The sequence below is a fragment of the Gilliamella apicola genome (assembly GCF_000599985.1).
In the GTDB taxonomy this organism is placed as follows: Bacteria; Pseudomonadota; Gammaproteobacteria; order Enterobacterales; family Orbaceae; genus Gilliamella; species Gilliamella apicola.
Window position 1 is genome coordinate 872,396 of the sequence record NZ_CP007445.1, and the last position, 13,872, is coordinate 886,267.

Consider the following 13,872-nt stretch of genomic DNA (forward strand, 5'->3'; position numbering starts at 1 on the left):
TTTCAACAGTCAGCTTACCTACTAAATTTTCAGAAATAAAATCTCTTTCTATTAGTAAAATGGTCGAATTTTTTAACTTTGGAATTCTAAATCATGGTTATTCTTATCCCCATAAGATAAAATTTGGTGTATACTTCAACAACATAATAATTTATATACACATATAATTTTATATGCATATTCAACCTAAAATTGCCATTGTAATGGGCTCCAAAAGTGATTGGGCAACCATGCAGCATGCTGCGGATATTCTTGATGCTTTAACTATCACTTATCATGTCGAAATTGTTTCCGCTCATCGAACTCCTGATAAATTATTTCAATTTGCACAAGAAGCCAAACAACGAGGTTTTGATGTCATTATTGCCGGAGCAGGCGGTGCGGCGCATTTGCCAGGTATGTTAGCGGCGAAAACCTTAGTACCAGTATTAGGTGTACCTGTTCAAAGCGCAGCCTTAAATGGGGTTGATAGCCTCTATTCTATTGTACAGATGCCAAAAGGTATACCTGTTGGAACACTGGCTATTGGTAAAGCAGGAGCAGCCAACGCGGCACTATTAGCAGCGCAAATCCTTGCTTTACATGACCAAGAGCTCTATCAACGTTTAACCACTTGGCGATTAAGCCAAACTAATGAAGTATTAAACAACCCCGATCCAAGAGTAGATGCTTAAAATGACGATTAAATCAGTTTGTGTTTTAGGGAATGGTCAATTAGGCCGAATGTTAAAACAAGCAGGTGAACCATTAGGCGTTCATGTATTTCCTGTTGGCTTAGATGTTGATCCAACAACTATCCCATATCAACAATCGGTCATTACTGCCGAAATTGAACGTTGGCCAGATACCCCTTTTACTCAAATTTTAGCTAATCATTCTCATTTTATTAATCGAGATATATTTCCGATTATTGCTGATCGACTAACTCAAAAACAGCTATTTGATGAACTAGGTTTACCTACCGCTAAATGGTCATTATTAGAGGATCCGCAAAATTGGTCAAAATTATTTGCCGAGCTTGGTGAATTGTTAATTGTCAAACGTCGAACCGGAGGATACGACGGCCGAGGACAGTGGCGTATCACTAATCAATGTGATATTACCGTACCTGATGATATATACCATAATGCGATTGTAGAACAGGCTATTGCTTTTGAAAAAGAGATCTCCCTAGTTGGTGCGCGTAACGGAAAAGGTGAAACTGTCTTTTATCCTTTGACGAATAATTTACATCAAGAGGGTATTTTAAAAATGAGTGTTGCTATCCCTAACCAATATCCAATATTACAAGCTAAAGCAGAAAAAATGCTAAAAGCTATTATGGATAAACTTAATTACATTGGTGTAATGGCAATGGAATGTTTTGTCATTGGCGATAACTTATTAATTAATGAATTAGCACCAAGAGTACATAATAGTGGACATTGGACACAAAATGGCGCATCCATTAGTCAATTTGAGTTACATTTGCGAGCGATATTGGCATTACCACTCCCACAACCGAATGTATTTGCGCCATCGGTTATGATCAATTTAGTTGGAACTCAATTAAACCTAAATTGGTTGTCTATTGATTTAGTTCATCTACATTGGTATGAAAAAGAAATCAGAGCCGGTCGTAAAGTTGGACATCTAAATTTAACTCACAGTCAACCAGAGAAATTGAAACACTCTTTATCTCTTTTAACTCCGCTTTTACCTGAAGAGTATCAATCATCACTTAAATGGGCAAAACAACAATTGTAGCAGTTTAAATACAAAGGATTGAATATGGTAGACTTTTCAAAAAAAATCAATTATCAACGTGATGCAAGTAAAGCATACGAGGTTTTAAATGATCCCTATTCAATTGTTCGCCAGTTTGAGAGTGATCGAGGAAGAATAATCAATTCCGCTGCGATAAGACGGTTACAACAAAAAACACAAGTATTTCCGCTAGAAAGAAACTCTGTTGTCAGAACTCGTCTTACTCACTCAATGGAAGTTCAACAAGTCGGTCGATATATTGTTAAAGAAATTGTCCATCGACTAAATAAGTCAAAAAAACTTAAAACCTATGGGTTAGATACTGTTGTTACCTCAATAGAAAGTTTAGTTGAAATGGCTTGCTTAATGCATGATATTGGCAATCCTCCATTTGGCCATTTTGGTGAAAAAGCAATAAATCAATGGTTTATTAAACAATTAGGCATAGAGGCTCAACCAAAATATTCCGTACTGCAACCACAAGAATCGGATGATGACACGATTAAAGAATTAAAAATTAAAATCCGTCGTGATTTATCCAACTTTGAAGGTAACGCTCAAGCCATAAGATTAGTACATAGTATCCAAAGGCTAAATCTCACTTATTCACAAGTCGCCTCAATATTAAAATACACTAAACCTGCTTATTTGCCTAAAGAAGATATACCAACTGAGTTTTCTTATTTAATGAAAAAACCTGGTTATTATTTGTCTGAAGAGCCGTTTATAAAAAAATTATCTAACCAATTAGAAATTCAGCGATTTCATCGCTATCCTCTCACTTATATTATGGAAGCAGCTGACGACATCTCTTACTGTATTGCAGATCTTGAAGATGCAGTAGAAAAAAAACTCTTTACGGTTCAACAGCTCTATCACTATTTAGAAAAAGCTTGGGGAATTATTAAAGAGGGTGATTTATTTGATAAAGTAGTAAAACGTCCATATGTAAATCTGGAGCAAAAAAAATTTAACTCAATCGCTATTGGACAATTTTTTATGTACCTACGAGTGAATACCATTGGTAAACTTGTTTCCCATGCTGCTGAACGCTTTGTTGAAAATATCGAAGAGATCTATCATGGTTCGTTTAATCATGCATTATTGGAAGATCATGGAGCCGAATATCAATTATTAAAAATATTTAAAAGGGTAGGGGTTGAACATGTTTTTAATCATGAATCGGTTGAAAATATAGAATTACAAGGTTACCGCATTATAAGTGGATTATTAGATATTTACAGCCCATTGTTAAACATGCCAACTGAAGAATTTTTCAAACTTGCCATAGAAAACAATCATCAGCAATACCCAATCGAAACCAGACTTTATCATAAACTTTCTGCTAAACATTGTGATGCTTATCTACAGGCAACGAATTTGATTGGAAAAAATGATCCTAAATTTGCCTATTGGGAATTTTATTACCGCTGTCGATTAATACAAGATTATATTAGCGGTATGACCGATCACTTTGCTTATGATGAATATCGTAAATTAATGGTAACCTTCTAATCCTATTAATATTTTATTGGAACAAGCACCAAATAGAAGCATAAGCACTATTTTTGTGCATAATAAAAATACATCTATTTTTGTTAATTAGAATTTCGACAAAGAATAAATTAACGCTTTAACATTGTTTTGTTAATGATCACTTCACTTAAACCTACATCAATTTAATTAACTTTCAATATAATACTTTTGATTAATTACAAATTATTTTAATTACTTCATGTTTTGAATAAAGCGTAATTTAATTGAGTAATGCATTAAAAACACCGCACTCCAATCAAATAACATTTTAATTAAAAGATACTTTATTGCCTAAAACCTCAATTAAAAGAGCATTTACAGTCTGCTGTAAACTTCTTCAATGACAGCGAAAACAAATCAATTTTGCAGTTTTTAATAATTTTTATATGAATTTTAAAAGCAAGATAGAGTAGTCGCGTAAATATAGTTTTATGGCACAGAGTTTGCATATTTCATCATATACCATATTCATGAGGAGCAATTGATGAAATTAGTTACAGTAATTATTAAACCTTTCAAGTTAGAAGAAGTCAGAGAATCATTATCAAATATTGGAATTACCGGATTAACTGTTACTGAAGTTAAAGGATTTGGTCGACAAAAAGGGCATGCTGAACTCTATCGTGGAGCAGAATACAACGTTAATTTTTTACCGAAAGTAAAAATAGACTTAGCAATCAATGATGAACAACTTGATGAAGTGATTAGTACTATTTCTAAGGCTGCTTATACTGGCAAAATTGGTGATGGTAAGATCTTTGTAACTTCACTTGAGCATGTTGTTCGTATTCGTACCGGTGAAACGGATGAATCCGCTTTATAATCATAATTAAGGATATTATTATGTTGAAGAAATGTATTTTACCATTGTGTCTTATTTTTCCTACTTGCGCTTTTGCAGATGTTGTTATAGACCACGCGGATAATGCTGATAATGGTTTTATGATGATTTGTACTGCATTAGTACTGTTTATGTCTATTCCTGGTATTGCATTATTCTATGGTGGTTTATTACGATCTAAAAACGTGTTATCTATGTTATCACAAGTATTAGTTACTTTTTCACTGATTTCTGTGTTATGGATCGTTTATGGTTATACGCTTACTTTTGGTGAGGGAAATTGGTTTTTTGGTAATTTTGAACACTTGTTATTAGTAAATATTGATATAACGGATGTTACCGGTTCAATTTATGAATTAATTTGGGTTGCATTTCAGGGCTCTTTTGCCTGTATTACATGCTGTTTAATACTTGGTGCTTTTGCTGAAAGAATACGCTTTTCTGCTGTACTAATCTTTATGGTGTTATGGTTTACATTTTCATATATACCAATGGCTCATATGGTATGGGGCGGTGGTATTTTAGGTGATGAAGGTGCTTTAGATTTTGCGGGTGGCACAGTTGTTCATATTAATGCTGCGGTTGCTGGTTTAATCGGGGCTTATTTACTTAAAAATCGAATCGGTTTTAATCGTGAACCATTAAAACCATTTAATCTTCCTTATGTTTATCTTGGAGCGGCAATTCTTTACATTGGTTGGTTTGGATTTAATGCTGGCTCTTCAACTCATGCTGATGAAGTTGCAGGATTAGCGTTTATTAATACTGTCGCCGCAACAGCCGCAGCGGTTTTATCTTGGTCATTTGCCGAATGGTTTCTACGAGGCAAACCATCATGTTTAGGTGCAGCATCAGGAGTGATAGCTGGGTTAGTTGGAATCACACCAGCAGCAGGATTTGTGGGTGTAGGTGGCGCAATGCTAATTGGCCTTATTTGTGGTTTTGCTGGTGTTTGGGGCGTCTCTTCATTAAAAAGAATCTTAAAAATTGATGATACTTGTGATGTATTTGGTGTACATGGTGTATGTGGTATCGTTGGTTGCTTATTGACGGGTATCTTTGCTTCAAAATCATTAGGTGGAGTAGGTTATGCCGACGAAATAGGTATGGCTACTCAAGTTGGAATCCAATTAATGAGCGTAATTACCTGTGTCATTTGGACGGCTGTTATTGCCTTTATCTCTTATAAAATTGCGGATATTTGTGTTGGTTTACGCGTTAGTGAAGAACATGAACGAGAAGGTCTTGATATTAATAGCCACGGTGAAAGTGCATTCAACAGTTGAGTTAAAGCAGTTTAATAGCTTATAAAGATTAAATCTCTTTATTAAAAAGTTTACCGCAAAATACGGTAAACTTTTATTTATATCGGTTGAAACAATTGTCTTTACCACTGGCTTTTAATCATCATAAATGATACTTGTTTTGTTTGCTTATCTTTAGAATTAATGTGGATAGAAAAGTTGAACATATAAAATTATTGATTAGATTAACAAAGCGATATAAATAAAATCTACAGCATAAACGCTGTAGATTTTTTTATATTTATTAATATTAACTGATTAATCATCCCAAAGCATAATGGCATTATCATCCGTTAATATGAGTGGTGGGGCAAAAAGATGTTCTTTAATTTTTGTTGGTATCACGTTGATATTATTTAGATCAATCTCAACACAAGGGTAAATCTTTGCCATTTGTTTTAAACGGCTACTAAGTAATTGTTTGACTTTATTTGATTCTTTAGCTAACGCTAATTCATCTTTTAAAATACCAATTTGTTTTTTATGGTGTTCTGACTCAAAATTTTCACCAAATATAAAACTAAATCCTTTATTGCTGTCATTATGGTGTTTACAATTGAATTCCTTATCTTTATATTCACCATGATGCAATTTGTGTTCTTTGATGCGTAATGCAATAATTTCATTAATACTATCAGGATAATTTAATTTAGAGTCTAAAAAACTTAAAGTATTTGTTTCGGGTATTGATTCACTGCTCTGTACTAGGGTAAATAATGGTTTTTTATGTGTCTTCATTCTATAACTTCCTTTTTATTCAGGACAAAAATATAACAATGTGTAGGACAATTAAAAAAACGATTGTTACTATGTTGTAAAGATATTTCAGGTCAATGTTATGTTTTAGTATAAAAAAATAACTAAAACTGCCAAATTTTACTTCCTCTTCCTTATTAATTTTCATGGTGATCTAATTTTTAGAAAATAAACCACCATAAAATAGATTATTTATCACATTAAATATTAATGTATTTTATATTTTTGCAAGGCTAAGATATTTTCCCATTTCCTCCTCTGGAACCATGCCACCACCAGTTGCCCAGACTAAGTGCGTCGCATTTGTTAAAATTTCAGGTGAAACTTTAATTCTTTCTAAATATGTTGAATTTTTTTCAACATGTAATAAACCAAGCATTCCAGCTAAAGCTGAAGGTTCTAATTGAATATGTTGTTGTTGATTTAATAAACCGAGTAAATCGTACATCTCTTGATCATTAATGGTGTAATAGCCATCAATTAATCTTTCCATTGCTCGCCCTACAAATCCAGAAGGTCTGCCTACAGCTAAACCGTCAGCAGCGGTGATATTATCAATACCAATGTCTTGAACAGAAATATGGTCATGTAATCCAGTATAAACACCTAAAAACATACAAGGTGAATGAGTCGGTTCAGCAAAAATGCAGTGTACATCATCACCAAATGCAAGTTTTAATCCAAATGCAACGCCTCCTGGTCCACCACCCACTCCACAAGGAAGGTAAACAAATAATGGATGTTGTTTATCCACCTTTATATTCATTTCGGTAAACTGTTTTTTAAGGCGTTCGCCAGCCACTGCATATCCTAAAAATAAGGTTTTTGAGTTTTCATCATCAATAAAAAAGCAATTAGGATCAGACTCTGCAGCTTTGCGGCCTTTTTCAACTGCAACACTATAGTCTTGTTGGTATTCGATAACATTTACACCATGTGAACGTAATTTCTGTTTTTTCCATTCGCGAGCATCACTAGACATATGAACATTAACTTTAAAACCTAATTTGGCGCTAATAATACCAATAGATAGGCCTAAGTTACCTGTTGAACCTACTGCAATATTATATCGACTAAAAAATTGGGTGAATCTGTCAGAAAATAATTTGGTGTAGTCATCCTTTTCGGTTAATAAACCATTTTCAATTGCTAGCTTTTCTGCGTGGGTTAGTACTTCATACACACCACCACGAGCTTTTATTGAACCAGAAATTGGTAAATGGCTATCTTTCTTGAGGAACAGACTTCCTGTGATTTTGTGTTGATAACGGCTTTCAAGTACCGCTCTCATATTGGGAATCGCAACAACCTCGGACTCAATTATTCCTTTCGTTACTGCTGTTTCTGGAAATGCTTTGCATAAATAAGGTGCAAATCTTGCTAATCTATCACTTGCATCCTTAACATCTTGCTCGCTCAGTGTTACATAAGATAACCCATCTGTCAAGCTAGTTATATTTGGGTTAAACCAAGCTGTTTCTTTTAGTTGTACTAAATTAGCGACTAAAGGATATTTTTGTATTAACTTTTCAACATCTTTAGGGATCATAATTTATTCCTGTAATATATTTTAAATAATATAAGATAGTAAAAAAGTACCAGCTAATGCGACTAATGATGCAATAAAAGTGGCTGATGTATAGTATTTAAATATCTCATTTAATGTTGCACCACAATATTGCTTAACTAACCAAAATAAAGAATCTGTAACAATTGTGCACCCAATAGCCCCTGAACCGATTGCTAATGTGATGATTTCTGGACTTACGTTAGGATAAAGAGGTAACATTGGTGAAACGATAGCGGTTGCGCCCATCATTGCGACAGTTGCCGATCCTACCGCTGCATGTAAAATTATCGCCACTAACCATGCTAATAAAATCGGGTGCATATCTAAATTAGACAAAATGCCTGCTAAACCATCACTTAATCCACTATTTTTTAAAATGCCATTAAATGCTCCGCCAGCACCAATGATTAATAAAATATTTGCAATGGATGAAAAGCAGTCTTCAGTCTTAAATAGCAACACCGACATAGACATATTGCGTCGAATACCTAGCATATAGTAAGCAACAAAGGCACCAATAAACATTGCTGTAATAGGGTTACCGATAAATTCTAATAGTGAGTAACTAAAAGAATTTTTATCCACAATAAAATCTGCTATTGTTTTTATTAACATCAAAACAATCGGCAGTAATATCGTAAATAATGTTATGCCTAAAGAAGGTAGCTCTTCTTCTGTTTTTACTTTCATATCTGAAAACTCTTCAGGCACAGTTTTAAAAGGGATTTTATTTTTAATGCAATTTAAAAAGATAGGACCGCCAATTAGTGATGCTAATAATCCGATAACCAATCCGTAAACGATCACTGTTCCAACATCAGCACCCAATGCATTTGTGACAAACAGTGCTGCAGGATGAGGTGGAACAATACAATGAACGGCCATTAATGCAGTACAGAGTGGAATAGCTAGCATTAAAAGAGACGTCTCAGTTTTTTTAGCGATTGAAAAAGCTAATGGAATTAATAATACAACACCCACTTCGACAAACAGGGTAATACCGCAAATAAGACCTACTATTACCATAATAACTTGTGGTGATAACCAGCGACATTTTTGCAATGTCAGCCCTATGCGTTCAGCGGCACCTGAAATCTCCATCATTTTACCAAGAATGGTACCTAATCCAATTACCGCAGCTAAAAAACCTAACGTGCTACCAATGCCGTCTTCGATTGCTGCAATCATTTTTAATGGAGCCATTCTCATTAAAGCACCCACATAGAAGCTGGCAAGTAATAAAGCTAAAAAAGGATGAAGCTTAAATTTTACGATCGAGATTACTATAAGAATGATACTGGTGATTAATACACAAATAATCCAGAACTGCGAATCCATATTCCCCTCCCTATGTTATTTATTAATTGCTAGCTTTATTAGAAGTTTTTGGTGATAATTTGACAAATGATCAATAAAGGTTTTGACATGAATTGAATTCATCTATAAATGTGATTAAAATCAAAAAACGCTAATATTTCAACAAATTTCGTGTTAATAATTATTTAGAAGTGTAAAATTCAGCAGGGAAATACATGAATTAGTGTACTAAAGGACTAGTAAAGGAGAATTATTATGTATGATGAAAATAGATTTTTAACTAAAAATCATGTTATTAACCGTTATCAATTATCTAAACTACATACATTTGAGTCAGTTGCTCGTCATTTATCATTTGCATTGGCTGCTGAAGAACTTTGCATTAGTCCGAGTGCGGTAAGTCATCAAATTAATAAACTAGAAGATGAACTTTCATTTAAATTATTTCAGCGATTTCATCGACGAATTGCCCTAACTCATGAAGGTATGAACTTATTTAAAGTAGTCAAAAAGTCTCTAAATATTTTAAATCAAGAAATATTAGAAATTAAAAACCAAGAAGTTTTTGGTACTTTGACTATCTTTTCAAGACCTTCTTTTGCTCAAAATTGGTTAATTCCAAAATTATCACTATTTGCCAGACACTATCCCTATATATCGTTAAACATTGTATCTGGTAACGAAATTATCAATTTCAGTCGACATCGTGTTGATTTAGCAATTTATTATGATGATGAAGTTTATGATGATTTAATCAGTGAACATTTATTGAATGAAACCATTATCCCTGTTTGCAGTCCTTATTATGCACAGCAAAATGATTTATATAACAAAATTGAGAATTTATCGAAATGTTTTATACTGCATGACACTCAGGCGTGGGGATATGATTCAAGTTTTGATGAATGGGAAAGTTGGGCAAAACATTTTTCATTGCCATACGATTTTAGCGAAATGCAAAATATATGTTTTGATCGTTCAGATTTAGCTGCAATAGCCGCAATAAATCATGCTGGTATTGCGATGGGAAGAAAACAGATCGTTAAAAATTATCTCGAATCAGGCTTATTAGTTACTCCATTTGAAGGGATGGAAGTGGAGTGCCCTCAACATTATTATATCTGTACACCAAAAGAGAGATATAACCCTAAAGTTGATTTATTTATTAAATGGTTAAAGAGTTATATGTAAGACTGTTGTCTCAAAATATTAGATTAGTTGTTAATTTACATACTCAACTTTACTAAAGTGCGGTTGTTAACCGCACTCATAAATTATCTATTATTTTTTAAATGCTTTAAATTTGATAATGCAATGGCCAATAGAATAATTACAACGCCCATCCATTGGTTAAAAAATACTAATTCTTTTAAATAAAGATAAGAACAGGTAACAGCCACGGGTAATTCTGCTGCTGATAATATCGCACTTAATGAAATTCCTATTTTAGGCATACCCACTGCAAATAAAAATGGTGGTAAGACTGTACCGAACAAAGCTAATAAAAAACCTAATTGATAAAGTTTATCACTGATATCAAATTTAAAGAAAAACATAGGCGGAAAAATTAAGAATGTCACAATGCAAGCGCCCGTTATCATCAATGCACTTTTTTCTAATTTTGGTAAATCATTACCAATATTACTACTGGTCGTGATAAATAATGAGTACATTAATGCGGCTAAAAATCCAAACAGACAGCCAGTTAAATTCAATTTAATGTCTTCATTAAAAATACCCGCAGCTAAACAGCTACCAAAAATAATCGCAACTACGGTTAAAATTTGAATGTTAGTTGGCTTATTTTTAAAGATAACAAAATCAATGATGATACTTATCCAAAGATATTGCATTAATAAAATAATAGCTATTGATGCGGGAACTAATTGTACACATTGATAATAACAAATACCCACTAATCCCGGAAAAATACCAACGGCACAGGTTTTCCATTTTTTAGTTAATTGGCGTTTGGTAGTAAAATCAGTATTTGATTTATTTAGTGATTTAACTAAAAAATGAGTCAACCACAACATAATCATACCTAAAAAACATTGAACTCCAGTCACTTCGCCAAGTGTATAGCCATCTTTATAAGCGGTTTTTACAATTGAAGAAAGCACCCCAAAGCTACATGCTCCTAAAAAAACTAAAAAACCACCCACAAATTTCTCTTTCATATTTAAATCTCATTACTCTAACAAAATATTATCTTCAACAAACACAATTAGAGTCACAGGGGCTATCCCCTGCGCCTCTTTAATTACTTAATAATTAGTATAAAGAATACTAAAAGAATCAGAACAGAATGAACGCTATTATATTTAGCTCATTAGTTTGACCAGTAAATTATTGCACAACAGGCTCGGATTTACTGTGGCGGTAGTTAAATGTGAAATAAAAAACTACTCCTAATATAAGTGCATAAGATGCAAAAATCATCCAAATTGTTTGCCAATCTTTAACATTGTCATGGGTACACATATCAACAACAAAACCACTCAATATTGATCCTAAATATGCACCAATGCCATTAACCATGGTCATATATAACCCTTGTGCACTCGCTCTGATATTAGGGTTTACTTCTTTTTCGATAAAAATAGAACCCGAAATATTGAAAAAGTCAAATGCACAGCCATACACAATCATTGACAACATTAATAGTACAAAACCAAAAGGCGTTGGATCGCCAAAAGCAAACAGACCAAATCTGAGCGTCCAAGCAATCAAGCTGATCATAATGACCTTTTTGATACCAAATTTCTTAAGAAAGAAAGGAATGGTCAAAATAAATGCCACTTCAGCCATTTGTGAAACAGATAACAAAATTGCTGGATACTGAACAATCAAGCTATTTTTAAACTCGGGATTTTTACCAAAATCATGTAAAAATGCACCACCAAATGTATTAGTGATTTGTAAGATTGCACCAAGTAACATTGCAAATAGAAAAAACACGGCCATGGTCGGATTCTTAAACAGTACAAATGCATCTAGACCTAAACGAGAACTCCAAGACTGTTGCTGTGATTTATTTATGGTAATATTAGGTAATGTTGCACTATACATCACTAACAAAACTGACGCAGCACTTGCAACATAAAGCTGAGCATTGCTCAATTCGAATTTTAGTAAGCTAATCATCCACATTGCAGCAATAAAACCAATAGTACCAAAAACCCTAATTTTAGGAAAAACAGAGACTGTATCTAATTTTTCTTCGTCCAGACAGTGATAACTGATAGAGTTTGATAATGCAATGGTTGGCATAAAAGCAAATGCATTACATAACATCACCCAAAATAGCATTGTCGAATTATTGACTGATGCAGCATAAAACAGCGCAATAGCGCAAACGCAGTGGCAAAGCATATACAAATATTTAGGCTGCAAAAATTTGTCAGCAATAATGCCAATAATGCAAGGCATTATTAATGCAGCTAAACCTTTTGTACTAAAAATCATTCCTACTTCGGAACCTGAAAAGTGCAAAGTGTTGAACAGATAACCACCGAATGTAACTAACCAGCTTCCCCAAATAAAATATTGGAAAAACATCATTATTTTCAATCTATCTTTAATGTTCATTATTTATTCCTAAAATAATGTGAACCTTTTATAGTAAATAATAAAAAGTATTGATTAAAAACGCGCTATTGTTTTAGTGATTAGCTGTAAAAATGTTGATTTAACACGCTCAGCTGTTTCAATTACTTCTTCGTGACCTAAAGGTTGATCTAATATGCCGCATGCCATGTTAGTTAAGCAAGAGATCCCAATAGTTTTAATACCTGAATGATGGGCAATAATTGCTTCGGGTACAGTTGACATGCCCACTGCATCGGCACCTAATACTCGAATCATTCTAATTTCGGCTGGAGTTTCATAAGTAGGTCCTGTCCACCATGCATAAACACCTTGTTGCAATGTAATGTTAAGTTCATTTGCTACATCAGAAACAATTGCACGTAATTGTTTATTATAAACTTCGCTTACATCTAAAAAGCGAACACCAAGATCTGGATTATTTGGTCCAATTAATGGGTTATTGGCTGTCAGATTAATATGATCGGTGATCAGCATCAAATCGCCTGGTTTAAAACTAGTATTTACAGCGCCACAAGCATTAGTAATAATCAGTTTTTCAACGCCAAGCATTTTCATCACACGAACAGGAAAAGTAACTTGATCCAATGAAAAACCTTCATAATAGTGAAAACGACCTTTCATTGCGATTACAGTTTTATCGCCACTTTGACCAATTACTAATTCGTTTGCATGTCCAACAGCTGCAGATTTTGCAAAATGAGGAATCGTGTCATAAGGGATGTGAACCGCATCTTCAAGCGTATCGGCAAAAGGACCTAACCCAGAACCAAGAATAATCCCAATTGTTGGTTTTTTATCGGTATGTTGTTGAATAAAATTAACTGCTTGCTGTATATCAGATGTTTGATGCATGACTGTACCCTTTCAAATTATCGAAAAAAACTAAAAAAATTGGTGATTAAATATAATCACAAAAAAATTAGATGTCTCTTTGCTAACAATTATTGTCAGTTTTGAGAAATAGAGTTATAAATAATATGCTATTTAATAATAGAACATAGTCGAGATAAATAACTCTATTTTATAATTACAGAAAAAGATCACCTAAAAATATACAAGAAAAACAATGTAGTTGTTTTCATAGTTGTATATTATGCTGATCTTCATGCAATAAAGAAAGATGCTAATTCATTTATCTTTAATTTAATTATAATATAAAAATATTTTTATTATTTTTTGAAGTGTTATTT

12 protein-coding genes are annotated in these 13,872 nt (G+C 33.3%); 6 read left to right on the forward strand and 6 right to left on the reverse strand.

Annotated features, from left to right (window positions below; genetic code table 11):
* The first annotated feature begins 173 nt into the window (after positions 1-173).
* From purE to amtB, 5 genes are all read left to right on the forward strand, one after another.
* Positions 174-674 carry a 5-(carboxyamino)imidazole ribonucleotide mutase gene (gene purE, locus GAPWK_RS04025; RefSeq protein ID WP_025315002.1) on the forward strand — a complete coding sequence of 167 codons (501 nt, stop codon included), beginning with the start codon at positions 174-176 and terminating at the stop codon, positions 672-674.
* Positions 675-681: 7 nt separating this feature from the next.
* A complete protein-coding gene (purK, locus tag GAPWK_RS04030; protein ID WP_025315003.1) occupies positions 682-1,746 on the forward strand; it encodes a 5-(carboxyamino)imidazole ribonucleotide synthase in 1,065 nt (354 codons plus the stop codon).
* Between the two features lie 24 nt (positions 1,747-1,770).
* Positions 1,771-3,261: a dGTPase gene (gene dgt / locus GAPWK_RS04035; RefSeq protein WP_202961689.1), complete on the forward strand. Its 1,491-nt coding sequence runs from the start codon at positions 1,771-1,773 to the stop codon at positions 3,259-3,261.
* 505 nt (positions 3,262-3,766) lie between these two features.
* Positions 3,767-4,105 carry a P-II family nitrogen regulator gene (gene glnK / locus GAPWK_RS04040; RefSeq protein WP_025315005.1) on the forward strand — a complete coding sequence of 113 codons (339 nt, stop codon included), beginning with the start codon at positions 3,767-3,769 and terminating at the stop codon, positions 4,103-4,105.
* A gap of 20 nt (positions 4,106-4,125) precedes the next feature.
* Positions 4,126-5,409: an ammonium transporter AmtB gene (gene amtB, locus GAPWK_RS04045; protein WP_038517157.1), complete on the forward strand. Its 1,284-nt coding sequence runs from the start codon at positions 4,126-4,128 to the stop codon at positions 5,407-5,409.
* 276 nt (positions 5,410-5,685) lie between these two features.
* Here amtB and GAPWK_RS04050 read toward each other — a convergent pair whose 3' ends face one another.
* From GAPWK_RS04050 to dsdX, 3 genes are all read right to left on the reverse strand, one after another.
* The gene (locus tag GAPWK_RS04050) at positions 5,686-6,165 is read right to left on the reverse strand and encodes a hypothetical protein (protein WP_025315007.1); all 480 of its coding nucleotides are present in this window, start codon (positions 6,163-6,165) and stop codon (positions 5,686-5,688) included.
* A 235-nt stretch (positions 6,166-6,400) separates the two neighbouring features.
* The gene (gene dsdA, locus GAPWK_RS04055) at positions 6,401-7,732 is read right to left on the reverse strand and encodes a D-serine ammonia-lyase (protein WP_025315008.1); all 1,332 of its coding nucleotides are present in this window, start codon (positions 7,730-7,732) and stop codon (positions 6,401-6,403) included.
* Between the two features lie 21 nt (positions 7,733-7,753).
* Positions 7,754-9,091, reverse strand: coding sequence for a D-serine transporter DsdX (dsdX, locus tag GAPWK_RS04060; protein ID WP_025315009.1), 1,338 nt, complete (start codon positions 9,089-9,091; stop codon positions 7,754-7,756).
* A gap of 234 nt (positions 9,092-9,325) precedes the next feature.
* Here dsdX and dsdC point away from each other — a divergent pair, with 234 nt between their 5' ends.
* Entirely contained in the window at positions 9,326-10,261 is a 936-nt protein-coding gene (gene dsdC / locus GAPWK_RS04065) for a DNA-binding transcriptional regulator DsdC (RefSeq protein WP_038517160.1), read from the forward strand.
* 83 nt (positions 10,262-10,344) lie between these two features.
* Here dsdC and GAPWK_RS04070 read toward each other — a convergent pair whose 3' ends face one another.
* The 3 genes from GAPWK_RS04070 to GAPWK_RS04080 form a co-directional block, all read right to left on the reverse strand.
* Entirely contained in the window at positions 10,345-11,250 is a 906-nt protein-coding gene (locus GAPWK_RS04070; protein WP_025315010.1) for an EamA family transporter, read from the reverse strand.
* Positions 11,251-11,419: 169 nt separating this feature from the next.
* Complete coding sequence (locus GAPWK_RS04075; RefSeq protein WP_025315011.1) at positions 11,420-12,661, reverse strand: nucleoside permease; 1,242 nt, start codon at positions 12,659-12,661, stop codon at positions 11,420-11,422.
* A 54-nt stretch (positions 12,662-12,715) separates the two neighbouring features.
* The gene (locus tag GAPWK_RS04080) at positions 12,716-13,534 is read right to left on the reverse strand and encodes a purine-nucleoside phosphorylase (RefSeq protein ID WP_025315012.1); all 819 of its coding nucleotides are present in this window, start codon (positions 13,532-13,534) and stop codon (positions 12,716-12,718) included.
* Positions 13,535-13,872: the final 338 nt, after the last annotated feature.